The 24,373-nt window shown below is 70.3% G+C and carries 20 protein-coding genes and 2 pseudogenes; 11 read left to right on the top strand and 11 right to left on the bottom strand.

All coding sequences use genetic code 11. The features are described from left to right. Window positions 1–6 precede the first annotated feature (6 nt). Together ACWIX7_RS25850 and ACWIX7_RS25845 are read right to left on the bottom strand one after the other, a co-directional pair. The gene (locus ACWIX7_RS25850) at window positions 7–753 is read right to left on the bottom strand and encodes a hypothetical protein (RefSeq protein WP_448619264.1); all 747 of its coding nucleotides are present in this window, start codon (window positions 751–753) and stop codon (window positions 7–9) included. A 23-nt stretch (window positions 754–776) separates the two neighbouring features. Further along, window positions 777–1,505, bottom strand: a complete 729-nt coding sequence (locus ACWIX7_RS25845; RefSeq protein ID WP_448619263.1) for a DUF5058 family protein — start codon at window positions 1,503–1,505, stop codon at window positions 777–779. 459 nt (window positions 1,506–1,964) lie between these two features. On the opposite strand from ACWIX7_RS25845, the gene ACWIX7_RS25840 reads away from it, so the two are divergent. Both ACWIX7_RS25840 and ACWIX7_RS25835 read left to right on the top strand, forming a co-directional pair. After that, window positions 1,965–2,876 (top strand): polysaccharide deacetylase family protein, encoded by a 912-nt coding sequence (locus ACWIX7_RS25840; protein ID WP_448619262.1) that lies wholly within the window; start codon window positions 1,965–1,967, stop codon window positions 2,874–2,876. 45 nt (window positions 2,877–2,921) lie between these two features. Continuing rightward, window positions 2,922–5,264: a penicillin acylase family protein gene (locus ACWIX7_RS25835; RefSeq protein ID WP_448619261.1), complete on the top strand. Its 2,343-nt coding sequence runs from the start codon at window positions 2,922–2,924 to the stop codon at window positions 5,262–5,264. 228 nt (window positions 5,265–5,492) lie between these two features. On the opposite strand, the gene ACWIX7_RS25830 is transcribed toward ACWIX7_RS25835, so the two are convergent. Beyond that, complete coding sequence (locus tag ACWIX7_RS25830; protein WP_448619260.1) at window positions 5,493–5,825, bottom strand: tyrosine-type recombinase/integrase; 333 nt, start codon at window positions 5,823–5,825, stop codon at window positions 5,493–5,495. A gap of 563 nt (window positions 5,826–6,388) precedes the next feature. Here ACWIX7_RS25830 and ACWIX7_RS25825 point away from each other — a divergent pair. Next, entirely contained in the window at window positions 6,389–6,994 is a 606-nt protein-coding gene (locus tag ACWIX7_RS25825; protein ID WP_448619259.1) for a dihydrofolate reductase family protein, read from the top strand. Window positions 6,995–7,434: 440 nt separating this feature from the next. Here ACWIX7_RS25825 and ACWIX7_RS25820 read toward each other — a convergent pair whose 3' ends face one another. From ACWIX7_RS25820 to ACWIX7_RS25800, 5 genes are all read right to left on the bottom strand, one after another. Next, window positions 7,435–8,370, bottom strand: coding sequence for an NAD-dependent epimerase/dehydratase family protein (locus ACWIX7_RS25820; protein WP_448619258.1), 936 nt, complete (start codon window positions 8,368–8,370; stop codon window positions 7,435–7,437). Window positions 8,371–8,566: 196 nt separating this feature from the next. After that, window positions 8,567–9,223: a TIGR03086 family metal-binding protein gene (locus tag ACWIX7_RS25815; protein WP_448619257.1), complete on the bottom strand. Its 657-nt coding sequence runs from the start codon at window positions 9,221–9,223 to the stop codon at window positions 8,567–8,569. A 169-nt stretch (window positions 9,224–9,392) separates the two neighbouring features. Further along, entirely contained in the window at window positions 9,393–9,752 is a 360-nt protein-coding gene (locus ACWIX7_RS25810) for an MmcQ/YjbR family DNA-binding protein (protein ID WP_448619256.1), read from the bottom strand. 332 nt (window positions 9,753–10,084) lie between these two features. Next, complete coding sequence (locus tag ACWIX7_RS25805; protein ID WP_448619255.1) at window positions 10,085–10,576, bottom strand: tyrosine-type recombinase/integrase; 492 nt, start codon at window positions 10,574–10,576, stop codon at window positions 10,085–10,087. Between the two features lie 16 nt (window positions 10,577–10,592). Beyond that, window positions 10,593–12,485 (bottom strand): DUF4407 domain-containing protein, encoded by a 1,893-nt coding sequence (locus ACWIX7_RS25800; protein WP_448619254.1) that lies wholly within the window; start codon window positions 12,483–12,485, stop codon window positions 10,593–10,595. Window positions 12,486–12,724: 239 nt separating this feature from the next. Here ACWIX7_RS25800 and ACWIX7_RS25795 point away from each other — a divergent pair, with 239 nt between their 5' ends. Both ACWIX7_RS25795 and ACWIX7_RS25790 read left to right on the top strand, forming a co-directional pair. Continuing rightward, window positions 12,725–13,492 carry a ParA family protein gene (locus ACWIX7_RS25795; protein ID WP_448619253.1) on the top strand — a complete coding sequence of 256 codons (768 nt, stop codon included), beginning with the start codon at window positions 12,725–12,727 and terminating at the stop codon, window positions 13,490–13,492. Continuing rightward, the gene (locus ACWIX7_RS25790; protein ID WP_448619252.1) at window positions 13,489–13,788 is read left to right on the top strand and encodes a hypothetical protein; all 300 of its coding nucleotides are present in this window, start codon (window positions 13,489–13,491) and stop codon (window positions 13,786–13,788) included. Before ACWIX7_RS25795 ends, ACWIX7_RS25790 begins: the two co-directional genes overlap by 4 nt. Window positions 13,789–14,248: 460 nt before the next feature. Here ACWIX7_RS25790 and ACWIX7_RS25785 read toward each other — a convergent pair whose 3' ends face one another. Continuing rightward, window positions 14,249–15,022, bottom strand: a complete 774-nt coding sequence (locus ACWIX7_RS25785) for an enoyl-CoA hydratase/isomerase family protein (RefSeq protein WP_448619251.1) — start codon at window positions 15,020–15,022, stop codon at window positions 14,249–14,251. A gap of 43 nt (window positions 15,023–15,065) precedes the next feature. After that, window positions 15,066–15,871, bottom strand: a protein-coding gene (locus tag ACWIX7_RS25780; protein ID WP_448619250.1) for an IS5 family transposase whose coding sequence is annotated in 2 segments (ribosomal slippage) — window positions 15,066–15,532 and window positions 15,532–15,871 — 807 coding nt in all. Because the reading frame shifts where the segments join, the coding sequence is not laid out codon by codon here. Window positions 15,872–16,008: 137 nt separating this feature from the next. Here ACWIX7_RS25780 and ACWIX7_RS25775 point away from each other — a divergent pair. Then, window positions 16,009–17,181, top strand: a pseudogene (locus ACWIX7_RS25775) (IS701 family transposase). Between the two features lie 397 nt (window positions 17,182–17,578). On the opposite strand, the gene ACWIX7_RS25770 reads toward ACWIX7_RS25775, so the two are convergent. After that, complete coding sequence (locus tag ACWIX7_RS25770) at window positions 17,579–17,908, bottom strand: tyrosine-type recombinase/integrase (RefSeq protein ID WP_448619249.1); 330 nt, start codon at window positions 17,906–17,908, stop codon at window positions 17,579–17,581. 101 nt (window positions 17,909–18,009) lie between these two features. On the opposite strand from ACWIX7_RS25770, the gene ACWIX7_RS25765 reads away from it, so the two are divergent. From ACWIX7_RS25765 to ACWIX7_RS25745, 5 genes and pseudogenes are all read left to right on the top strand, one after another. Continuing rightward, the gene (locus ACWIX7_RS25765; protein WP_448619248.1) at window positions 18,010–19,017 is read left to right on the top strand and encodes an ABC transporter permease; all 1,008 of its coding nucleotides are present in this window, start codon (window positions 18,010–18,012) and stop codon (window positions 19,015–19,017) included. Beyond that, window positions 19,014–19,955, top strand: a complete 942-nt coding sequence (locus tag ACWIX7_RS25760) for an ABC transporter permease (protein ID WP_448619247.1) — start codon at window positions 19,014–19,016, stop codon at window positions 19,953–19,955. The genes ACWIX7_RS25765 and ACWIX7_RS25760 overlap by 4 nt, the downstream gene beginning before the upstream one ends. After that, window positions 19,952–22,012, top strand: a complete 2,061-nt coding sequence (locus ACWIX7_RS25755; RefSeq protein ID WP_448619246.1) for an ABC transporter ATP-binding protein — start codon at window positions 19,952–19,954, stop codon at window positions 22,010–22,012. Before ACWIX7_RS25760 ends, ACWIX7_RS25755 begins: the two co-directional genes overlap by 4 nt. After that, complete coding sequence (locus ACWIX7_RS25750; protein WP_448619245.1) at window positions 21,997–23,763, top strand: ABC transporter family substrate-binding protein; 1,767 nt, start codon at window positions 21,997–21,999, stop codon at window positions 23,761–23,763. The genes ACWIX7_RS25755 and ACWIX7_RS25750 overlap by 16 nt, the downstream gene beginning before the upstream one ends. A 95-nt stretch (window positions 23,764–23,858) precedes the next feature. After that, window positions 23,859–24,319, top strand: a pseudogene (locus tag ACWIX7_RS25745) (transposase); the annotation flags it as partial. Window positions 24,320–24,373: the final 54 nt, after the last annotated feature.

Raw genomic sequence — 24,373 nt, 5'->3', positions numbered from 1 at the left:
CCTGGGTCAGCCGCCGACGTCCATGTGCTCGGTGCGATCTTCCGGGTGCGGAACGGGGTGCGCGGACCGGTCGCGCAGCACCCACGCCAGCACGACGGTGCTCAGCACCACGAGGGCCGTCGCGTAGTTGGCCAGCGCCGCGACGTTGGGAACCAGGATCAGCTGCACCAGGACCGCCACCACGACGGCGATCACGGTGATCCGGTGCTGCTTGACGAACACGGCGAACTGCACCACGACGGCCCCGATGATGGCCGGGAAGATGTAGATCTGGGTCACGCTGCGGATGTCCTCGGGGACGACGCTCACCAGCCAGGTACCGAGGATCCCGACGAAGACCAGCAGCGAGAGGATGTGCACAGTGGCGGCACCGCAGATCGCCATCACCGCGGCCAGCTCGGCCCGTTTGGTGCCGGGCCTGGCGTTGATCGCGGACTGCGCGACGACGGCCGATGGCAGCAGCTTGTTGGCGATGTTGCCGATCATGAACGCTTGGTACATCGCCGCGGGACCGAGGACGGGGAAGTAGGTGAGCGGCTCGAGCACCCAGAACACCCAGAAGACGGCGCCGACCGCCAGGAAACCGGTCCACAGGTCGGACTGGGCGATCCGCAGGTCGGTGAAGAAGATCAGGTAGACGGGGCCGGCCCAGGAGAGCAGGAGGCCGAGCGCCATGGTGATGCGCCCCCACCGGGACGTGGTGCGGTCGTACTGCTCGTAGGCCGACTGCGCGGTCTGGGTGGCGGTGGTCATGGTCGACTCCCCTCCCGCTTGCGTCAGGCCGGTGGCGGGCCGAGACCGGTGCTGTGTACGAAGTACGCGACGACCAGGCCGACGATGATCGAGAAACCGAGTCCCCACTCTCGGAGCCAGGCCGCGTTCAGGGCCCTGGCCAGCGCGAGGCACACCGTCATGGTGAGCGCGGAGACGACGACGACGATGATGTGGCCGGCGGACTTGCCGAGCTCTGCGATGCCCAGGGAGGCGAAGGCGGCCAGCAGGGCCGCGGCGGGGACGATGGCCATCAGCGCCGGGTTGATGGCGCGCATCTTCACATCGCCGTGCTTGAGCAGCGGGGTGAGGACGAGGGTGGCCAGCATCCACATCCCACCGGACAGCGACATCGCGAAGAACGCGACGGTGAACACCTCGGGGGTGTAGCCCTCCCCGCCGAGAGTCGCCCCCATGGTTCCCGAGGCGAGGCTCGCCGAGGCGGTTTCGGTGGCAGCGGACCCCACCAGGCCGATGCGCACCAGGACGGCCGGCGTTCCGAACAGCGCGAGCAGCGCGACCGCGACGATGACGATCGCCAGCGACGGGCCGATCGCGGCGACCGCACCCGAACGGAACGACGCCCTCAGGTCCTTGCGGGGGAAGTCGAGCTGCGGGCCTGCCCGCCGTGCGGCGCGCATGTAGATCAGGGTCTGCACGATGATGACGCCGAAGACCCCGAGGGCAAAGAGCCACAACACCGGGGAATTCACGTACGTCGAGAGCTCTTCCACGGCGTGCTCCAGGAGGAGACGGCACCCGGCCGATCATGACGCCGACCGCGCGGAAACCCCGTCAGACTACTCCTTCTCTTCGGGAGTACGTCCGGTCGGATCCTGCGCGACCCGATCTGCGGTCGGTGAGCTGCGGCCTCCCAGCATCTGTGACAGCACAGCCCCAGGGGCTCCAGTCGCCCAGTCCGCAGCCGCCAAGCGGACGCATACGCTCCCGCCAGTGGAGCTGCTAAACGACAAAAGGCCCTCCCCACCATTGATGGGACGTTGGCGGCCTGCATGCGGACACGGCGGCACAGGCGACTGCCCAGCGGGCTCCCCGTCCGCGATGCCCTGGTGGTCGTCACCGCTCCGTGGTGGGATACCCGGACCAGAGGAGCCGTGCTCGTGCACCGGTACCCCTGCACGAGCGCGCCGGCCCCTCGGTCGGTGCAGCCGTCAGCAGGAGCGGAGGCCGTCATGACCAACGGATCAGCACGGGTGTCGGTCTGCCTGGGCTTCGATTTCGACGCCATCTCGTTGTGGATCGGGTCGATGGGGTCCACCAGCCCGAGCATGATGTCCAGAGGCGAGTTCGGCGCGGCCGCGATTCCCCGCATCCTCGACCTGCTGAAGCGCTACGACGTCCGGGCGACCTTCTGCATCCCCGGGCACAGCGTCTACGCCTATCCAGACCTGGTCCGCCGCATCCACGACAGCGGCCACGAGCTGGGCCACCACGGCTGGGTCCACGAGAACCCGCAGAAGTTCGACCGGGACGGGGAGCGGCGCAACCTCGAGCGCGGGTTCGAGGCGTTTGACAAGGTGGTCGGCATCCGCCCGCGCGGCTATCGCTCCCCCGCCTGGGACTTCAGTGAGAACACCATCGACCTGCTGCTCGAGTTCGGGTTCGACTACGACTCGAGCTGCATGGGCAACGACGTCCAGCCGTACTACCTACGGCAGGGCGACAAGGCATCCCCGACGGAGCCGTACGTCTTCGGTCAACCGGTGGAGCTGGTCGAGGTCCCGGTCACCTGGGGCCTGGACGACTTCCCGCCCTTCGAGTTCGTGTGGGGCAGCAATTCCGGCCTCGCCAGCCCCTCCGACATCGAGGAGATCTGGCGCGGCGACTTCGACTACGCCTACCGGCACGCCGACCTCGACGGCGACGGCGCGGTGTACGCGCTGACGATGCACCCGCAGGTGATCGGCCGGGGTCACCGCATGCTCATGCTCGAACGGCTCCTGCAGCACATGTCCGGCCACGACGGCGTCGTCTTCGAGACGATCAGCGAGTTCGTGGACCGGTGGAAGGCCGCGAACCCCCTCGACCAGTGGAAGACCGAGCATCCCGAGTACGCCGAGCCCGGACTGCGCGGCGCTTCCTGACGCCGCGACCAGATGCGGCATCTCGTCGTCGAAGGGACGGCTGGCGTGACCGCTGACGCGGAGTTCGTACTACCCGGCCTCGAAGGGCCGGCGGAGATCCTGATCGACCGCTGGGGCGTCCCGCACATGTACGCCTCCACTCTGTACGACGTCTTCCGGGTGCAGGGGTTCAACGCCGCCCGCGATCGGTTGTGGCAGCTGGACTTCTGGCGGCGCCGGGGGCTCGGCCTGCTCGCCGAGGTGTTCGGCCCGTCGATGATCGAGCGCGATCGCGCGTCCCGGCTCTTCTACTACCGCGGGGACATGCACCCGGAGTGGCTGTCGTACGGCTCGGACACCAAGCGGGTCGCGACCGCGTTCGTCGATGGCGTCAACGCCTACGTCCGCCTGGCCCTGCAGGACCGGGGGCTGCTGCCGCTGGAGTTCCGCGAGCTGGGCTACGAACCGGCGCTGTGGGCGCCGGAGGACTTCGCGCGCATCCGGTCCAACGGGCTGTACTACAACCTCGACTCCGAGGTCGCGCGCGCACTGATCCTGCGCGACCACGACCCCCGGGTGGAGGACCTGCGCCGGCGCCGTGAGCCGCCCGTCGATCTAGTGGTCCCCGAGGGCCTGGACCTGTCGCTGATCCCGGACGACGTCCAGCGGATCTACCGTCTCGCGATCGACCCACCAGACCTCACCGGGGTCAGGGAGCCGGCGCTGCAGGGCAGCAACAACTGGGTGCTCGCCCCGCACCGGACGACGACCGGGCGACCGCTTTTGGCCAACGATCCCCACCGGGCGCTGTCGGTCCCCTCGTTGCGCTACGTGGCTCACCTGTCGGCGCCCGGCCTGGACGTGATCGGCGCCGGCGAACCCGCTCTGCCGGGGATCTCCATAGGTCACAACGGACAGATCGCCTTCGGCCTGACGATCTTCTCGATCGACCAGGAAGACCTGTACGTCTACCGGACGAATCCGGAGAATCCGTTGGAGTACCGCTACCAGGACCGCTGGGAGCCGATGCGAGTGGTCCGTGACACGGTCAGGGTCAAGGGGAGCGAGGACGTCGAGGTCGAGCTGCGGTACACCCGGCACGGCCCAGTCATCCACGAGGACGCCGAGCGCCATACCGCGTTCGCCGTCCGGGCGGCCTGGTTGGAGCCGGGGACGGCTCCCTACCTCGGGAGCATGGACTACATGCGGGCGACGAACTGGGACGAGTTCCTCGCCGCGATGAACCGCTGGGGCACGCCGCCGGAGAACCAGCTCTTCGCGGACCCGGCCGGGAACATCGGCTGGAAACCGGCCGGACTCACCCCGATCCGGCCCAACTGGAAGGGCACGCTGCCGGTGCCCGGCGACGGGCGCTACGAGTGGGCCGGCTTCCGCGACATGGACGAACTGCCGGTCGCCAGCAACCCGGAACGGGGCTGGCTGGCCACCGCGAACGAGATGAACCTGCCCGAGGATTACCCGGCGCACGACAAGGTGATCTCGTTCGACTGGTACCCCTCGTCGAGAGCCGAGCGGCTCGCCGAGATCTTCGGGGGCGACCGGCGGTTCTCCCCGGAGGACTGCGTGCAGCTGCAATCGGACTTCGTCAGCCTTTCGGCCCGCCGGATCCTTCGGCGGCTGGCCTCTGTGACGGCCGACGACGACACCACGAACGACGCGCTGCGGCTGCTTACGACCTGGGACGGCGACCTCTGTCCGGAGTCGTCCCCGGGCGCGCTGTTCGAGGTCTGGTACCGGCGCCATCTCCGGCCGGCCCTGATGCGTGCGGCGGTGGCTCGGCTGGTACCGGCCGATCAGGTGGACACCGTCGTGAGGAAGGTGACACCCGAGGAGAGTCTCCTCGCCGACCCCCGGACGGACCTGGCGATCCTTGAGCACCCCGTCGACTGGTTGGGTGAGGACGGCGAGGCGGTGCTCGACGAGATCCTGCAGTCGACCCTCGCACCGGCCGTCGCCGAGGTGGAGCAGCTACTCGGCCCCGACCGCGGGACATGGGCGTGGGGACGGCTGCACGTCTCCCACCTCGCGCATGCGCTGGCCCCGTTGATGAGCGAGGACACCCGGGCGCGCCTCGCGGTCGGGCCCGCGCCGCGCGGCGGAAGCGGCGACACCGTCGGCAACACGGCCTACAACGCCGACACGTTCGTGCAGACCGGCGGAGCGACTTTCCGCATCGTCGTGGACGTCGGCGACTGGGACAGCTCTCTGGTCATGAACAGCCCAGGGCAGTCGGGCGACCCCGACAGCCCGCACTACTCCGACCTGTTTGAGGCTTGGAGCCGTGGGGAGGCGTTTCCGCTGTGCTACAGCCGTGCGCGTGTCGAGGCAGTGACCGAGCGGCGCATCCGTCTGCGCCCGATCGGTGAGTGCCCCGAGCCGGAGAGATGAGCCCCAGCGGTTCGTCTCACGGACGACGACCGCTGCACCCATGCGTCCCTGGATGCAGCGGCTGCTGCGGGCAGTCACATCGAGGTCCTGAGGCGTGTGCGTATGTAGCGTGTCGCCCCTCGGACACTCCTTCGCCCCGGTGTTCCTGCAGGCCAGGGACCCGGAGTCTCTTGCTGCAGGGGCCTCAAAAGGTCCTCGTGACACCCGCGTGACACTCCGCGCCTCGAATCAGCCTTCGAGCAGCGCGGTGAAGCGGTCCGGCGCCTCGCGGCCCATGCCGGGGTGCACGTGCTGGTAGACGGTGAGCGTGATGGTGGCGCTCGCGTGGCCCAGGCGCTCCGAGACCACCTTCACCGGCACGCCGTCGGCGAGCAGCAGGGTGGCTTGGGTGTGGCGGAGGTCGGGCAGCCGGATCACCGGCAGTCTCTCCTCCCCCAGCGCCTTGCGCGCCTGGGCGACCTGGCCGGCGAAGCGGCGGGAGAACCGCTCCGGGTGCCGGTGGGTGCCGTCGAGGTTGCTGAGGACGAGCGCCGAGTCCCGGACGAGGTCGAGCGTCAGCACCGCGAACCGCGCGGTAGGCGCGCAGCGCGGCCACGGTGCCGGCATCGAGGTCGACGACCCGGGACTGGCCGGTCTTGGTCGGGCCCTCGACAAGTCGCTCGCCGGCGCCCTTGTCCTTGACCACGCCGACACTGCGGCGGACCGCCAGGCGGCCGAGGTCCAGGTCCACGTCCCGCCAGCGCAGGGCCAGCGCCTCACCTCGGCGCATCCCGGTGGCCGCGAGCAACCGCCAGCCCATGGCGAGGTCGGGATCCTGCTGGTCGGCCCAGCGAAGAAAGCGAGCGAGCTCCGGCGCGGTCCACGCCTGCATCTCCGGTGGGCGGCCCTCCGACGGGCTCGGGGCCGTCGAGCGATCGGTGGGGTTCACCGGGAGCCGTCCCTGCTTGACCGCGTCGTTCAGCGCCGACCGCAGGATCGTGAACACGTAGCGCACCGTCCGCGCGGATAGGCCGCCCCGGCCGTCGGCGCCGCCCGATGGGTTCCTCGTTTCCCCACAGCGCGGCCGATGAACTCGTGGCTCCCGGCCGGTCGAAGCTCGAAACACCCTGGGAGAGGACACCGCCATGTCAGAGCTTCTCGTCGACTTCATCACCTCCCTCGACGGCTACGCATCGGCAGAGGGCTGGCCCGGGTTCTGGGGCCTTGAGGGCCCGGAGTACCTCGCTTGGCTCGGCGAGCAGCCCGAGGTCACCTACCTGATGGGAGCGAACACCTACCGTCTGATGTCGGGCTTCGCCGCGGGCGAGGTCCCGCATGGCCAGGACGAGTTCAGGGCCGAGGAAGAGGCGTCCGTCGACGAGCTCACGCAAGCGTCCAAGGTGGTGTTCTCCTCCTCGCTCGAGGAGCCACTGGCGTGGGCCAACTCCACGCTCGTCCGCGACGACGCCGTCGAAGCGGTCCGCGCCATGAAGGAGAACGGCTCGGGGCTCCTCAGCACGATCGGCAGCCTCAGCCTGTGCCGGTCCCTGCTGAAAGCCGGACTCGTCGACCGCTTCCGGGTCGTGATGTTCCCGGTGATCACCGGGGCCACGGGGGAAGAACGCATCTACGACGGCTACCCGGACGTCGCCCTCGAGATGATCGAGCACCGGACATTCGACGGCCGCATCCAGCTGGTCGAGTACAAGCCACGCGTGCTCGAGCACCCGCCGCTCGGCGCCCGTGCGTGACGTCGCCCCGTCCGCCGGTGCCGAACGCCACCACCGCCCGCCGCCTCTTCGAACTGGTCGAGCGCAACGCGGTCGTCACGTACCTGGCGCCTGAGCACGTGCTGCACCTGGCTCGTCCCCCGTCGTCCTGGCCGACTGCTCCGCCGCGAGGTGCACACGCGACAGCTCGGCCGTAGTAGGAGTCGTGGGCCTGTTCACGTCCGGCTGTCGAGCCAGCCGAGGCGTGTGCGCATGTGGCGTGTCGCCCCTCGGACACTGGATTGACCCCCCCCGTCCTTCAGGCCACTGGGGGTTCTTCTGCTTCTGGTGTCGGCACGTCCCGCTGGATGCTTCACGGACCACATCGGCCGGCCCGTTGTCCTCGTTATCGGACCCTTGAACCGCCCCCGACCTGGTGCAGGCACTGGGGTGGCGTCCCTCGTCAGGCGCCCCACCTGCTGTCACGAAGGTGTCATCAGTCCCTGCCGCAGCTCCTCCATGGCTCGCGCGAGGTTCACTCTCGGCGCCCAGCCCCACGCCCGCGCGCGCTCGGTGAGCAGCTGCCCGGTCCAGACCGGCTCGTCGGTCCACTCGGGCGCGACGCCCAACGCGTCGGCCACCGTGCCGAGGTAGTCCCGCCAGGTCACAGGCTCGCCCGCCAGCATGACCAGGGTGGTGCCGCCGGCCGCGGGGCCTCGCTCCGGGTCGTCGGCCGTTGCGACGGCGCCCGTGGCGACGTCGGCGATGAAGGCTGCGAGATCGTCCACGTGCACCCAGGCCCAGGTCTGCGTCGGGTTCGCCCGGCGCTCCCCGTCGCGGATCGCACGCGGTCGCAGTGTGTTCCAGACCGACGTGTCCCCGGCGCCCAGAATCGCCGGCGGGCGGACCAGAACGGTGGTGAGCCCGCCGACCTGCGCCAGCGCGACGTCGGTGGCGTTCTTCGTGTCGGGGTAGTCGCCGCTGCCCCCGGGCAGGAGAGCACCGTCCTCGGCGATGTCCCCGACACCGGCCGAGCGGTCGTAGACCCCGGCCGTGGACACGTGCACGAACCGGGCGACGCCGGCGTCCCGGGCAGCCCGAGCGAGGACCGGCGTCCCCTGGACGGCCACCCGGTGCTGCACCTCTCGGGACGCGCCCATCGGGTGGACTGTCGTGACGACCGCGTCGGCTCCCTGGGTCACCGCGCGGGCGAGGCCCTCGTCAGCGAAGTCGCCGACGTGCTCGGTGACTCCGTCAAGCGCAGGCGCGCTGCCGACGCGTCGGACGACGGCGCGCACCCGCGCCGACCGCTCGACGAGCGCCCGGCACACCGCGGCGCCCACCAATCCGCTCGCACCGGTCACCACGACGACGGGAGAGGAAATCAGCCATGTCATCCACACTGCCAGCGACGACACGATGGCCCCCCGCCACCCGGGACGTCGTCACAGCGTCGGCCGCCCGGCACAACACCGGGCGGGACGATTCGCCCCAAGGCGGGTTCTGTCTCTTGCGCCGTTGTTCGCAGGGGTCGTTCGGGGAACCGACGCGGCTGCGTTGTCAGGGGCCGCAGTGCTCGATGACTGCGTGCTCAACCTGGTCGTCGATGAGAACTCAGCCTGCCGTTTGTGACGAGCCACCATCGGGTTGCCAGGCCGGGTCGCGGCCGATGAAGGCGATCAGCCGGTCCTGCGGGGAGGCGTTGTGGCCGACGGGCACGGCGGGACCGAATTGCCCGCTGTCGCGCAGTAGTTGCTCCATCGGCTCCATGGCCGCCAGCGCGGCGCGGCAGCGCTCCTGGCCCAGGTCAGGCTCGCGACCGAGCGCCTTGGCGAGGTCCCAGGAGTGCATCCAGACGTCTCCGGTGTAGAACTGGTCGATCGCCTCGTCCACGGGCTTGTGGCCCGTGTGCGGGTTGCTGAGCACCCGTCCGGCGGGATCGTCAAGGACAGCTTGGATGTCGGTGACGTGCTGCTTCCAAGCGGCCAGGGGGTCAGCCTCGACGTCCAGGGCCGGCAGCTCGATCCCGGCACCCTTGAGGAAGCCGCGGGACCACTCGACCAGGTGCTTCACGATGTCCAGGGCCGTCCACTCCGCGACCGGGCTGGATCGGGCCCAGTCGTCGGCCGAGGCTGACTCGACCAGCTCGGTGAACCGGGCCGCTTCGTAGGCATGCCGCCGGGCCGGACTCGTGAGGGCGGATGTCATGTCGGGTCCCTTTCGAGAGCAGGTCGTCGACTCGTCGAAGCCCTCGGTGACCCCGGCGTGCAAGGCGAGGTCACGCCGGGTCGGCCGACATCGTTGTCAACCTTCCGGTTGAGAACCACGCTAACGCGGTCTACCGGGCGTGGTCAACTGAGAGGTTGAGAAAGGTGACGACTCGCCAAGCGGGTTCGCGCCCTCCGAACTGGGCTGTCCGCCGACTGACACAGACTGGGCTTCACTCCGGGCCGATGGGATGAGTCATGTCGTAGGCGTCCGAGAGCTTCTTGGGGACGACCATGCGCCAAGCATCGACGACGAGCTCGCGGGCTTCGGTGGGGTCCAATGCCGCAAGTTCGGCGTGGACCCAGTTGAAGCGCATATCCGACGCCGTCGGCATCTGGAACTTGTGCGGTTCGCTCAGGACCAGCACCTCCCGCTCCTCCTTGGGGAACGCGAACCCCATCACGCTCTCGTCCAGGGAGAAGGCCACGTAGACGATCTGCTTGACGCGGAACTTCAGTCTGCCGCGTACGTACACCTGGTACGAGCGCTCCAGTTCGGCACCCAGCGGCCGGACGTCCTCGAACGCTGCCATGCCAGAGCTCATCCGTCATGGCCGGCGGGCCGCCTTGCCGTACGCCGCCGGTCACCCGAGACTCGCTGCTTGATACCGGCTATCACAGTCCGCTCCTCCCGCGTCGCACACCGGATCGACTGCGGCAGCGGGCCGGAATCATCGGTTGTCGCGTTCGCCGGTGAGTGGTGACACGTCCGCTCGGCCCGGGCCGTCCATCCCGGCCCGCGGAAGGTCGGAGGGACGGCTCTGCGGCCTCTGACCCTCGGCGTGCCCCATGCTCACCGAGGCAGCCGTGTGCGTACGTACCGTGTCGCCCCTCGGACACAGCCTCACCCAGGTGTTCCTGCAGGTCAGGAGCCCGGGGTGTCTTGCTGTAGGAGCCTCTGAGGCCCTCGTGATACCCGCGTGATACTTCGCACGCCGGATGAGCCCTCGAGCAGCGCCGCGAAGCGGTCGGCCGCCTCGCGGCCCATGCCGGGGTGGACGTGCTGGTAGACGGTGAGCGTGATGGTGGCGCTCGCGTGGCCGAGGCGCTCCGAGACGACCTTGACCGGCACGCCATCGGCCAGCAGCAGGGTGGCGTGGTTGTGCCGCAGGTCGTGCAGCCGGATCACCGGCAGCCGCTCCTCCCCCAGCGCCTTGCGAGCCGGGGCGACCTGGCCGGCGAAGCGACAGGAGAACCGCTCCGGGTGCCGGTGGGTGCCGTCCAGATTGCTCAGCACGAGCGCCGAGTCGCGCACGAGGTCCAAGGCCAGCCCTCCGCGGGCGGACCGGTAGGCACGCAGCGCGGCCACCGACTCGGCCACCGACTTCTGGGCACGAGGGGCACCGTCGAGGCTCACGGCCACCCGACCGGCGTCAGACCGACGTCGGGACCCGGTCGGAGGTTCGGCGGGTGACCGTCCGGACGGTCCGCACGGCGGCGTCGCGGGCGAAGCCGAACGGGTCCATGCCCCACGGCCAGCGTGCGCTCCCCTCGGCCGCGGCGTCCCTCGCCGCCTGCTGCTCCAGCTCGAGCCTCGCGGCCTCGAGCTCCGCCCTCGCCGCCTCCAGCGCCTCGGCCGCCCGCCGCGCCTCCGCCGCCTCCCGCGCCTCGGCCGCCCTGCGGGCCTCGGCCGCCTTGCGCGTCTCCGCTGCCCGCCGCGCCTCGGCCGCCTTGCGTGCCTCGGCTGCCTCCCGCGCCTCGGCCGCCCGCCGCGCCTCGGCCGCCTCCTGCCGGGCGAGGATCACCTGCTTCTGGCGCTCCACCCGCCGCGCCTCGGCCGCCTCGGCCGCCTCGGCCGCCCGCCGGGCTTCGGCCGCCTTGCGGGCCTCGGCCGCTTCGGCCGCCTGCCGCGCCTCGGCCGCCCGCCGGGCCTCCGCCGCCCGCCGCGCCTCCGCCGCCTTGCGCGCCTCGGCTGCCTCCCGCGCCTCGGCCGCCCGCCGCGCCTCGGCCGCCTGCTGACGCGCCAGGATCACCTGCTTCTGGCGCTCGGCCCGCCGCGCCTCGGCCGCCTCGGCCGCCTCGCGCTCCTGGGCCGCCTTCACCGCCTCGGCGGCGTGCTGCCGCGCGAGGATGCCCTGTCTCCTGGTCTCCACCCGTTCGGACTCGGCCATGAGGAGCAGCTCCGCCTGCGCCTGCTCCACCCCCAGCCGCACCTTCTGCTGCAGCCGCATGGCCTCGACGTCGTCGTGGTCGCGCAGCGCGGTGACCTGGTCGTAGGCACTCGGAGGGGCGAAGTTCAGCAGGACCTTCATCAGCACCGGCAGCAGCTCGATGCAGACGAAGAGCAACGAGAGCATCAGGTGTGCCATCTGCAGCGTGCTGTCGCGGTCACTCAGCCGGCTCAGCGCCTGCAGCCGGATCAGGATGCCGTCAGCGTTGTCGTTCGTGGCCTCGAACGCGGTCTGCAGGCGGTCCTGCTCCGCGGTGAGGCCGGCGAGCGTGGCCTCGTCGGCGGCGAGGCCGGCCTGTGCCTGTGCGACGCTGCGAGCCCCGGCCACCTCGGCGGCGGTCACCGCGGCGTCGAGACGGGCCTTCGCTGCGGTCACGACCGCGGCCTGCGCCTCGGCCGCCGCCTTGGCACTCTGGTAGGCCCCACCGTCCCCGGCGTCCCCTGTGCCGCACGTACCGTCCATCTCGCACTGCGCCTTCGCCGCCAGCTGCTGGTAGCTGCTGACCGCCTTGTCGTAGGCGGCCTGCTCGGTCGCCAGCCGGTCGTTCACCGGCTCCAACGCCGGGTCCGCGTGCCCACCGCTGGCGACGACCGCCTGGTGGGCGGCGATCCGTTCCCGCAGTGCAGGGAGCTGCCGGAACCGGGCGTCGGACTCGAGGCCGGCCTTGTAGGCATCCGCCGCCTCGGCCTGGATCGAGACGACCTCCGCGTCGATCTCGGGGCCGAACACCCGCAAGGTCAGCGGCGTCGCGATGACCGCGCCGAGCACCAGCGCCAGCCCGATCCTCGGCACCGCCAGGACGACGTTCCGCCGGAGCGACGGGTCGTGCGCCATCCCCACCAGCAGCATCCGGTCGAGGTTGACGATCACCGCACCCCAGCCCAGCCCGATGAGCAACGCCACCGGCCACGAGGCGCCCAGCGCCATGTGCACCGCGAACGACGCCGACAGGGCGGCGAGGGCGCCGGTGCTCAGCAGGACGCCACCCAGCGCGACGAACCGCGCGCGGGCACGAGGCGCCGCCTCGAGGACGTCCGGGTGCGCGCCGGCGAGCACGGCCAGCGCGTCGCCGATCCGCCGGACTGGATCAGTCATCGCTGCGCTCTCCCCGGGCGACGGAGGTCGAGGGTCGGCCGTCGCCTCGCCTGCCTCATCGGCAGGCAGTGCCAGAAGCGTGATCGCGCCCGGGCGGTTCCGGCCGTCAGCACTCGACGACCCGGCGCAGGGCACCCGCCGGTGGTGACATCGAGCACAGTGCGTCGGGTGGGACAACGGACACCGCGTGGGCGGCCCGGCACCCGCCCGTGGCCGCGAGCGGTCCGCACACTTCGCCCATGCGATTGGCTGTCTGTTCCTCCAAGGGCGGTGTGGGCAAGACGGCGATGGCCGCGAACCTGGCCGTCGCCCTCGCCCGACGCGGCAAGGTGCTCGCCGTGGACGTCGACCCCCAAGACAGCCTGGGTCGGGCCTTCGGGGTCGTTGCCAAGTCCGGCGACGACAGCCTGGCCGCACTCCTCGAGGACCCCTCCGCCGATGCGCGCGCCGTGGTCCGGCACGACGTCGCGCCCGGCCTGGACCTGTTGCCGTCCCACCCGTCGCTGGAGACGGCGGCGGCCCACCTGGCCACGACCGGCGGGCTGGTGACGAGCGTGCGGCGCGTGCTGCGACCCCTGATGGGCGAGTACGAACACGTCGTCCTCGACACCCGTGGGGACCTCGGTGGCCTCACCCTCGCCGCCGTCTGCGCGGTCGACGCCGTCCTCAGCGTCTTCACCAGCGATCCCGGCTCCGCGGTCGGCGTCGCACGCGTCGCGGCCTTCCTGGAGCAGCACCGCATGTACGAGAACACCTCGGCCGTGCTCGTCGGGGTCGCGTGTGCGGTCTGGGACCAGCACGGTCGCGCGGCGCGTGAGGTCGCCGGGGCGCTCGACGGCACGGACCTCCCCCTGCTCCAGACGCGCGTGCCGCTGTCCCGACGCGTACCGACCAGCACGCTGGCCAAGCGTCCGGTCGTGCTCTCCCACCCCACGAGCCCGGTGGCGACCGCGTACCTCGCGCTCGCCGACGAGGCCCTGACCGCCGCCGAGAGGGTCCAGCGATGACAACAGCCGACAAGACCGGTCCACGGGCCAAGCGCCCCCGAGCCCTGCAGGACGACCTGCTCGACGACCTGCGCCAGGCTGCGCCGATGCCGGTCCCGCATCCGGTGCACCCCGCGGCTCCGCCGCCGGAGGGGCGCCGCGGCACGGCCTGGGTGCAGACGCAGACGCCGAGGCCGACGCTGGAGCTGCGCGTGACGCTCTGGCAGTGGGCGGCGCCCGGTGTCCGGCGCCTGCGCGATGGCGTCGCACTCAGCGCCGGGCCGGTGCGGATCTCCCTGACGGGCCTCGTCCGCTGACCGGCTCCCACACGGAGCTTGCCTGCCGACATGGCTGGGCGACTGATCGGGTGCCGGGTCGCCGGTTGTGACTCACGGTACGGCGGCAGACCGACCGATCGGAGGGCGCGCCGCAGCGCGAGGGGCTGGCCGCCGCGCTGGACGCCGACTCCGCGCTGGCCGTCGTCCCCGCGGCCCTTGATGCGCCAGTTCGACGAGGACTCCGCCGCGGCAGTGACGCCCACCTCGGCCCGGGGATGACCGCGCTTGAGGAGAAGCGCGTGGCGCCGCCGCCTCGTCGATCGCCGACAAGGCGGTGGCCGCACATTGTGTGAGCGGCCTCCGGACCCTCAGCCAGCGCACCCGCCGCGTCACCGGTCGGACGAAGGCAGCCGTGTGCGTATGTAGCGAGTCGCCCCTCGGACACAGCTGAGGGACCACTGACCAGGGCCTTGGTTGTCTCGGCGCCCCGGGCCCCCGGTCAGTCCGACCAGACCGGTGCTCGCCTGCCGAGGAAGGCATCCAGCCCCTCGCGGAAGTCCGCCGTCGCACCGAGCGCCACCGCCTCCTCCCGCTCGATCGCCAGACCCTCGTCGAAGGGCAGGTCGACGCCCTCGGTGATGCAGCGCCGGATCGCCGCCAGCGCCCGCGGCGGCTTCCGGGCCAGCCCCTCGGCGTAGTCCTGCACCTCCCCGTGGAGCCGCTCGGGAGCGACCACGACGTCGACGAGGCCGATGACGTGGGCCTCCTCCGCGCTCAGCAGGGTGCCGTCGTAGAGAAAGCGCAGCGCCCGCGGCCGACCCAGCAGGCGGGCCAGCGCCTGCGTCGCGCCGACCGGCGGGATGAACCCGATGCCGATCTCCGGCTGCCCGAGCCGGGCGGTGCTCGCGGCGAAGCGGACGTCGCAGTGCAGCACCATCTCCAGACCGCCGCCGACCGCGGTGCCGTGGACGGCCGCCAGCAGCGGTTTCGGCGACGCGCGCATCCTCCGCACCAGGTCGTGACACACGTCGACCCAGCTGCGCATGCCCTCGCCGTCCATGTCGGCGAAGACCCGCAGGTCCGCGCCTACGCTGAAGTGCGCGTCCAGGGCGCTGCCGAACACCACCACTCGGACAGCCGGGTCCGCGAGGTGCTGCTCCAACGCCTCCGGGACCTCCTGGAGCATCTCCCAGTGGAAGGCGTTGACCGGCGGGCGGTCGTACTCGATCCACCCCACCCGGTCGCGCACCGTCACCCGCAGGAAGTCGGCCATCCGCCCTCCCCGTCGCACCGTCGCCCGACCCTAAGAACTCGTTTCAGATTGACAGCAGGTGGCGGTAGCAGATCAGCGCACAGGCCAACTGGAGCAGGCCCAGGTGCAGGTCGCCGCGGCGCTCGTAGCGGGTGCGCAGCCGCTTGAAGGCGTGCAGCCAGGCGAAACTGCGCTCGACCACCCAGCGCTGCTTGCCCAGGCCGGAGCCGTGGGCGACGCCGCGGCGGGCGATCCGCGGGGTGATGCCGCGGGCGCGCAGCTGTCGGCGGTAACAGTCGTGGTCGTAGCCGCGATCGGCGAACAGCTCCCGCGGTCGGCGGCGGGGTCGGCCGCGCCGGCCCCGGATCGGCGGAACGGCATCGACCAGCGGGATGAGCTGGGTGACGTCGTTGCGGTCGCCGCCGGTCAGGCTGACCGCCAGCGGAATGCCGCCGGCGTCGACGATCAGGTGGTGCTTGGAGCCCGGCCGGCCGCGGTCGACCGGCGACGGGCCGACGTGGTCCCCCCTTTGAGCGCTCGCACGTGGGAGCCGTCGACCGCGCACCGGTCCAGGTCCAGCTCACCGAGCGCGCGCAGCTGCGCCAACAGCAGCTCGTGCAGGGCCGGCCAGACGCCGGCGGCGGTCCAGTCCCGCAACCGGCGCCAGCAGGTCACCCCGGAGCAGCCGACGAGCGACGTGGGCAGCTGGTTCCAGTTGATCCCGGTCTTGAGCACAAACACGATGCCGGCCAGCGCGGCCCGGTCATCGATCGGCCGCCGACCCGGATGGCGGTAGCGGCGTGGCTTCCGCGGCGGCAACAGGGGAGCGACCCGCTCCCACAACCCGTCAGGTACGAGCTCCTCGATCACCCACCACAGCCTCAGCAGGTCGGCCCGATCCTCGCGGGAGGCACGCCGAGTTCATCTTGAAACGATCTCTAATACTGCAACGGCACTTGCGCGTGTCCTTGCCGGGATCGGCTGAGGGCTGGTAGCAGCGTGTGCCGATGCGCTGCGATGGCCTGGTGGCCGAGGTGCAGGACTGGGCGGCGGGCCTGGAGGAGGTCCACCGGCGGATCGCCGGCGTGTTCGCCCGCGCGGAGCCGCGGGCCCGGGTGCTGGCGTATCTGCGGGGGCTGCTGGGCCAGCGGGAGCGCAAGAACGGCTGGACGCTGGCCGAGGCCGCCGGCGAGATCTCACCCGATGGCATGCAGCGGCTGCTGCGCACCGCGGACTGGAACGCCGACGCCGTGCGCGACGAGCTGCGCTCCTACGTGAGCGAGGGGCTCGGCCCGGGCGGGGTGCTCATCGTCGACGAGACCGGGTTCATCAAGAAGGGCACCCGGTCGGCCGGAGTGGGCCGGCAGTACACCGGCACCACCGGCAAGATCGACAACTGCCAGATCGGGGTCTTTCTGGCCTACGCCACCGACATCGGGCGGGCGCTGATCGACCGGGAGCTCTATCTGCCGAAGGCTTGGACCGACGACCGCGAGCGGGCCCGCGCCGCCGGCATCGGCGACGAGGTCGGCTTCGCCACCAAGCCCGAGCTGGCCCGCAGCATGCTGCAGCGAACCCTTGACGCCGGGGTGGCGGTCGGCTGGCTGACCGCCGATGAGATCTACGGACAGGACAAGCGATTGCGGGTCTGGTGCGAACAGCACGGCCTGCCCTACGTGCTGGCCACCCGCAGCAACGACACGGTGGCCACCGTCGACTGGCGGCAGCGCCGGGTCCGCGCGCTGATCGCCGAGGTCCCGGCCGAGAACTGGCAGCGGCGCTCGGCCGGCGCCGGCGCGCACGGCCTGCGCCTCTACGACTGGGCAAGAGTCGAGCTGCTAGCCGGGTTCGATCCCGACTGATCCCGCTGGGCGCTGGCCCGCCGCAGCATCCCGCAGACCCCGGAGGAGACGCCGGAGCTAGCCTTCTACGTCTGCGCCGGCCCGGCGGGCACCACCCTCGAGGAGCTGGTCGCCGTGGCCGGCGGTCGCTGGCGCATCGAGGAGTGCTTCCAGGCCGCCAGGAACGAGGCGGGGCTGGCCTCCTACCAGGTGCGCGACTACACCGCCTGGTATCGGCACATCACCCTGGCGATGCTCGCCCACGCCTATCTGTCCGCCACCCGCGCCACCGCGGAAAAAGGGGATCCGCAGCCAGAACCGACCAGCTCATCGCGCTGACCGTGCCCGAGCTGCGGCGCCTGCTCAACACCCTCATCCGCGCTCCCCGGCCCGACCTGGACCACGCCGCGGACTGGTCCTGGTGGCGCCGACGACGCCAGGCCCAGGCCCGCGCCGCTCACTACCGCACCCGAGGCCAGGCACCCCCATAACTGCCATTGCAGTACTAAGGCCGGACCCGCCATGACGGCGGACACGTCTCGCCCCTCAAGACGGTAGGGCGATGGTCAACCCGCCACCGGCTACGAGCGAGGCGGACGCAGCCGTGTGCCTATGTAGCGTGTCGCCCCTCGGACACAGCCTCACCCCGGTGGTCCTGCAGGTCAGGAGCCCGGGTGTCTTGCTGTAGGGGCCTTCGAGGCCCTCGTGATACCCGCGTGATACTCCGCGCCTCGGATCACCCCTCGAGCAGCGCCGCGAAGCGGTCGGCCGCCTCGCGCCCCATGCCGGGGTGCACGTGCTGGTAGACGGTGAGCGTGATGGTGGCGCTCGCGTGGCCGAGGCGCTCGGAGACGATCTTGACCGGCACGCCGTCGGCGAGCAGCAGGGTGGCGTGGGTGTGGCGGAGGTCGTGCAGTCGGATCGCCGGCAGTCTCTCCTCCCCCAGCGCCCTGCGCGCCTGGGCGACCTGGCCGGCGAAGCGGCGGGTGGCTTCGGGGGCGAGCCCGTCGGGAGCGCTACGGGGGCGGCCCTGTTGGTGGCCTACAGACATGGCACGCTGCTGCACCGATCTTGCGATGGTCTTGACGGTGACCGGGCGACGAGGACGATCGGGCGCGTGGCGGTCAGGTTCGTCGGCGGCTCGTGCCGCAGGGCAGCCTCTGGTGGATGTCGGGCGATGCCGCCGTGCTGAGGTACGTGGCCCGGAGAGTCGTCAGCTGGATGCTCATGATTGTGGTGGCTACCAACTTGACCTATTTCCTGGCGAACTGGTTCCTCGACCCGCGGGCGAACTACCTGCAGCTGCGCCCGCCTCGATCGCCGGAGCAGATCGACCGTGCTCTCGCGCAGTACGACTTGAGCCCCGACACCCCGCTGCTCGTGCGCTGGTGGCATTGGCTCAGCAACATTGTGCTGCATTGGAATTGGGGATTCTCCCCTGAGGGAGAGGCCGTCAACGGCCAGATCGCGTTCCGGATCGGGGTCAGTGCCCAACTTGTGCTGCTGTCGACGATCCTGTCCACGGTCATCGGCATTGCGCTGGCCGTCTACACCGCCGCCCGTCAGTACCGCTTGGCCGACCGGCTCACCCAGACCCTGTCGATCATCACGTTGAACATCCCGGTTCCGGTGGCGAGCCTGGTGGTGGTGTTGCTGGCGATCGCGCTCAACCGATCCCTGGACGAAACGCTGTTCTTTGTGGCGGGCTCCCAATCCCCCACGGTCACCGGGTTCTGGTCGCTGGTGCTGGATCGGCTGCGGCATCTGGCCCTGCCGACCATTGCCCTGACAGTGATCAGTTACGCCGGCTACCATCTTTTGCAGCGCTCGCTACTGCTGGACAACATCAACGCCGACTACGTGCGGATGGCGCGGGCCAAGGGGCTGACTCGGTCCGAGGCGATCCGTCGGCACGGGCTGCGGACCTCGCTGATTCCGGTTGCCACCTCCATCGCGTTTACCGTCCCCGCCCTGTTCACCGGCGCGGTGTTGACCGAAACGATCTTCGGTTGGGAAGGCATGGGCCGCTACTTCGTGACGACGATCAGCAAGAACGACGTGCACGGCGCGGTAGCCGTCGCCGCGTTCGGCGCCCTGATGACCGCGGTCGGCGCTATCCTGGCCGACCTGGCCGTGGTGGCCCTCGATCCCCGCGTGCGGGTGAGCGGCTCGTGACCGCCAACATCCCCGGCCTCGAGGCCCTTGTCGACGTGGCGTCGACGCCGAGCGAGACCGAGGAACGGGGCACCCGCCGAACGCACGTCAGCCGGCGACGGCTCTACCTGCGTCGGTTTCTGCGGAACCGGGGCGCGGTGGTCGGGTTGGCCGTCTTGGCCCTGCTGGTCCTGTTCGCTCTGTTCGGCTCGCTGCTCACCACCTACACCTACACCGACGTCGACTTCGCCAGTTTGAGCTCGGCGCCCTCGCCCGAGCATCTGTTCGGCACCAACGGCGCCGGTAACGACACCTACGCCCAGGCCGTGCACGGCCTGCAGCGGTCGCTGGTCATCGCGCTGGTTGTGTCGGCACTGACGACGATGATCGCGGCGTTCGTGGGCGCAGCGGCGGCGTACCTTGGTGGTCTCGCCGAGAAGATCATCCTCGCGGTCATCCACTTCCTGCTGGTGGTGCCGTCGTTCCTGATCCTGGCGCTGGTCTCGCAGCGGGCCCACGGCGACTGGTCCGTGCTGATCCTGGTGTTGACCGTGTTCGGCTGGATGTTTGGCGCCCGTGTCGTGTGGTCCCTGACGACGTCCCTGCGGGAACGGGAGTACGTGCAGGCCGCCCGCTACATGGGGGTCGGGCCGATCCGGATCGTGGTGCGCCACCTCATTCCCAACATCGGTTCACTGCTGATCGTCTCGTTCACCCTCGGCGTGGTGGCGACCGTGCAGTCCGAGACGGCGTTGTCGTTCATCGGGTTCGGGGTACAGCCGCCCGACGTCTCGCTGGGCACGATGCTCAGTGACGGGGCCAACACGGTGTCCAGCGCCCCGTGGTTGTTCTACGTCCCCGCCGGCCTGGTCACTCTGCTGACCGTGTCGATGGCGTTGATCGGCGACGGGTTGCGCGACGCCCTCGACCCGACCTCACGGTCCGGGGGCCGGGCATGAGCACTCCCGTGCTGTCGGTCCGCGACCTGCACGTCTCCTTTCCGTCCGAGGCCGGGCGGGTGGATGCGGTCCGCGGCGTCGACGTCGACCTGCTCCCGGGCCGGACGCTGGGCATCGTCGGTGAGTCCGGCTCGGGCAAGTCGGTCACCTCCCTGGCGGTGATGGGCCTGCTGCCGGAGTACGCCGCGGTGTCCGGGTCGATCACCCTGAACGGCCGCGAGCTGCTCGGGCTCGACGACCGGCGGCTGTCGACGATTCGCGGCCGCGAGCTCGGCATGATCTTCCAGGACCCGATGTCCTCGTTGACCCCGATCTTCTCGGTCGGGCGCCAGCTCGTCGAGGCGCTGCAGATTCACCAGGACCTGGACGGGGATGTCGCCTGGAAACGGGCGGTCGAGCTGCTCGACCTGGTCGGGATTCCCAACGCGGCGGCCCGGGCACGGTCGTTCCCACACGAGTTCTCCGGCGGGATGCGACAGCGGGTCGTCATCGCGATCGCGATCGCCAACAACCCGAAGGTGATCATCGCCGACGAGCCGACCACAGCGCTGGACGTCACGGTTCAGGCCCAGATCCTGGAGGTCCTCAAGCTCGCCCAGGCCGAGACCGGCGCCGCCCTGATCCTCATCACCCACGACCTCGGTGTCGTGGCCGGGACCGCCGACGATGTCCTGGTGATGTACGCCGGGCGACCGGTGGAGACGGCACCGGTTGATGAGCTGTTCGCGCGGCCGCGGATGCCGTACACGATCGGGCTGCTTGGCGCCCTCCCCCGGGTCGACGCTGCGGCCCGTGCGCCGCTGGTGCCGATCAAGGGCAATCCGCCGCTGCTGGTCGACCTGCCGCCAGGGTGCCCGTTCGAACCCCGCTGCCCGATCTCGATCGCCCGGTGTGCGGAGGGGGAACCTGAGCTCGCCCCGGTGCTGGGCACCTCAGTTGAGCACAGCGCGGCCTGCATCCGGGCCGACGGGATCGAGGACGGCCGGATCGACGGTGCGCTCGTCTACACACTCCCCTCGGTGCCTCGGTCAGGGGCCACAGCGGTAGCCCGTGACCAGCGCCCGGCCGTGCTTGAGCTGACCGCCGTAAGCAAGACCTACCCGCTGCTCAAGGGCGCGCTGCTCAAGCGCCGGGTGGGATGGGTTCACGCGGTCTGCGACGTCGATCTGGACATCCGGGAGGGCGAGACCCTCGGCCTGGTCGGCGAGTCCGGGTCCGGCAAGACCACGACGCTGCTCGAGATCATGAACCTGCGGCCGCCGGAGCACGGCACCATCCGGGTCTGCGGCGTCGACGTTGCCGGGCTGCGTGGCCGCGACGCGGAGCGTGACCTGCGCCGCCGGCTGCAGATGGTGTTCCAGGACCCGATGGGGTCGCTTGACCCCCGGCTGACCGCCTTCGACATCCTCGCTGAACCACTGCGCGTGCTCGGCGTGACCGACCGCGCCGCGATCGCCCGGCGTGTCGAGGACCTGATGGAGCTGGTAGGGCTCGACCCGGCGGACAGCGGCCGCTTCCCGACGGCGTTCTCCGGCGGCCAGCGGCAACGGATCGGCATCGCCCGCGCGCTGGCCACCAGCCCGTCGCTGGTGGTGCTCGACGAGCCGGTTTCCGCGTTGGACGTCTCGATCCGGGCGGGGGTGATCAACCTGCTGAACGAGCTCAAAGCCGAGCTGGGGCTGTCGTACCTGTTCGTGGCGCACGACCTGTCGGTGGTGCGCCACATCTCCGACCGGGTCGCGGTCATGTACCTGGGCCGGATCGTGGAGGTCGGCCCGGTGGAGGAGGTGTTCGTCACCCCCCGGCACCCCTACACCCAAGCCCTGCTCTCGGCGATACCGGTGCCCGACCCGCAAGTCGAGCGCACCCGCGAACGGGTGCTGCTGCGCGGCGACTTGCCCAGCCCGACCGACTCCTCCCCGGGCTGCCGCTTCGTCAACCGGTGCCCCCTCCACCTGGCGCTCGACGGCGCCCGGCAGGCCCGCTGCAGGAACGAGACCCCGGCGCTGGCCGGTGGAGCGGACTCCGATCACCGCAACGCGTGCCACTTCCGCTGACGCCGGTCCTGGCCGTACAACGTCTGCAACACGCCGACCTCGTAGAGAAGAAGCTCATGACCGTTGTGAGAAGAACCGCGCAGAGGAACGCAGCCCTCGCCGCGCTGGCCGCGCTGTCGATGGCCCTGGTCGCCTGCGTTGGCGGCTCCGGCCCGGATGACGCGAACGGCGGCGAGACCGCCCAGTCGCTCGCCGAGAAGGTCCAGTACAACCCTCAGCCCTACGAGAACATCAGGGACGGCGGCACCCTGACCACGTCGCTGCCGGAGATCTCGCCGCAGTTCAATACGTTCCAGACCGACGGCACGGCCTACACCCTCACCGTGTGGCGCTGGTACAACCCGATCCTGATCACTTTCACGTCCGAGGGCGACGCGGTCTACAACCCGGACTACTTGACCGATGTCAAGCAGGAGACAGTCGACGGGAACACCAAGATCACCTACTCGATCAACCCGAAGGCCACGTACAACGACGGTTCGCCGATCGACTGGCACTCCTTCGAGTCCACCTGGAAGACCAGTAACGGCTCGGACCCGACCTACCTCGTCAGCTCCACCGACGGCTACGACCGGATCACCTCGGTCGTCCGCGGCGCCGACGACCGCCAAGCCGTGGTGACCTTCCAGGGCATCAACCTGTGGTGGCAGAGCCTGTTCAACGTGCTGCTCAACCCGGAGGCCGCCGACCCGGGCGTATACAATCAGGGCTACATCAACAATCCGCACAACGAGTGGGGCGCGGGACCCTACCAGGTCCAGAAGTACGACCAACAGAACGGCGTCATCGTCTTCGAGCGCAACCCGAAATGGTGGGGCAAGGCGGGCAAACTGGACACCAGAACGTTCCTGACGATGGAGGACGTCGCCAGCCTGAACGCCTTCAAGAACGGTCAGATCGACGCCGTCGGCGTCGGCAGCAAGGACCGGCTCGCGCAGGTGCAGGGACAGCCGGACACCGAAGTACGCAAGGGCCCGTCGCTGTCCCTGGACTACTTCACGCTCAACGGCCAGAGCCCGATCCTGTCCGACCCGCAGGTGCGCAAGGCCATCTTCGAGGCCATCGACCGCAAGCAGATTGCCGAGTTCCACTTCAACGGACTGGACTACACCGCCGACCCGCAGGGCTCGATGATCCTGCTGCCCTTCCAGGACGGCTACACCGACAACGTCGCCAACGTCATCAAGTTCGATCCGGAGCAGGCCAAGAAGGACCTCGACGCTGCCGGATGGGCCGTCGGTTCGGACGGGGTGCGCGTAAAGAACGGGCAGCCGCTGAAGTTCACCTACGTGAACACCGGTGACGATGCGGTCGGCAAGGCCGTCGCCGGCGGCACCGCTGCCATGCTCAAGAACATCGGGGCACAGATGGACATACGCCAAGTACCCTCCGGCGACTTCTCCAAGATCGTCATCGGCAAGCAGTTCGACATGTTCTACTCGGGAATCTCGCAGTCCGATCCATTTGGAATCGCTTACATCTGCCAGGTCTACTGCTCCAACAGCGGCCTCATCAAGTCCGGGGTGAACGATCCGAAGAACGACGACCTGATCAAGTCTGTGAACACGCTGCCCACCCCCGACGACCAGTACGCGAAGGCCGCCGACGCGGAAACGACGGCGCTGAGCACCTACGGCGTACTGCCCACGGTGAACCCGCCGGCGATCGTCGCGGTCAAGACCGGACTCGCCAACTACGGAGCCGGGCGATTCTTCGTGGCAACCCCGGAGATGATCGGTTGGCAGAAGTAGGTCGGCGGGTGCCAGCGGTCTCCTCCCGCGCCGTCCTGCCACACGGGCCACTCGGATGGGCGTCCTACATCACAGCCCGAGACCCCAGCAGGCGCGCCGACGCGCCCGAGGACGACGCGGAGATGGTCACCGCCGCGATCCGCACGACTGTCGCGCAGCCCGACGCCGGGCAGGTGCACGCCCGGCTCGACGTCATCGCCGGAATGCTCGCCCTACGGGCGGCCTCCGCCGTCGAGCCATGCTGCGGGAATCCGAAGGCGACCTGCTGGCCTTCACCGACTTCCCGATCAGCCACTGGAAGAAAAATTGGTCGACCAATCCGCTGGAGCGCCTCAGCAAGGAGATCGAGTGGCGCCCCGACGTCATCGGCGTGTATCCCAATCCCGCAGGGCTGCTGAGCCTGGCCGGCGCCGTCCTGGTCGAGGACCACGACGAGTGGCAGGTCTTCGACCACCGCCATCTCCCCGAAGGCTCGATGGCCCTGCTCGACCGACCCGAGCCGGTTGAGAAGGTGGCGCAGCCGGCACTGATCGCGTCATGGTCATCCCGCCGCTGACCAACATGGTGAGGACTACATCCACCATTGAGCGGGACGTAACCCTAACGGCGG

The organism is Geodermatophilus sp. URMC 65, from assembly GCF_053502545.1.
This window is presented reverse-complemented; position numbering and strand designations above follow the sequence as displayed.

Bases quoted from the DNA above. Each gene is read 5' to 3' on its own strand.
- ACWIX7_RS25850 (WP_448619264.1), bottom strand. From the start codon at position 753: ATGACCACCGCCACCCAGACCGCGCAGTCGGCCTACGAGCAGTACGAC.
- ACWIX7_RS25840 (WP_448619262.1), top strand. From the start codon at position 1,965: ATGACCAACGGATCAGCACGGGTGTCGGTCTGCCTGGGCTTCGATTTC.
- ACWIX7_RS25825 (WP_448619259.1), top strand. From the start codon at position 6,389: ATGTCAGAGCTTCTCGTCGACTTCATCACCTCCCTCGACGGCTACGCA.
- ACWIX7_RS25810 (WP_448619256.1), bottom strand. From the start codon at position 9,752: ATGGCAGCGTTCGAGGACGTCCGGCCGCTGGGTGCCGAACTGGAGCGC.
- ACWIX7_RS25800 (WP_448619254.1), bottom strand. From the start codon at position 12,485: ATGACTGATCCAGTCCGGCGGATCGGCGACGCGCTGGCCGTGCTCGCC.
- ACWIX7_RS25795 (WP_448619253.1), top strand. From the start codon at position 12,725: ATGCGATTGGCTGTCTGTTCCTCCAAGGGCGGTGTGGGCAAGACGGCG.
- ACWIX7_RS25790 (WP_448619252.1), top strand. From the start codon at position 13,489: ATGACAACAGCCGACAAGACCGGTCCACGGGCCAAGCGCCCCCGAGCC.
- ACWIX7_RS25785 (WP_448619251.1), bottom strand. From the start codon at position 15,022: ATGGCCGACTTCCTGCGGGTGACGGTGCGCGACCGGGTGGGGTGGATC.
- ACWIX7_RS25765 (WP_448619248.1), top strand. From the start codon at position 18,010: ATGTCGGGCGATGCCGCCGTGCTGAGGTACGTGGCCCGGAGAGTCGTC.
- ACWIX7_RS25755 (WP_448619246.1), top strand. From the start codon at position 19,952: ATGAGCACTCCCGTGCTGTCGGTCCGCGACCTGCACGTCTCCTTTCCG.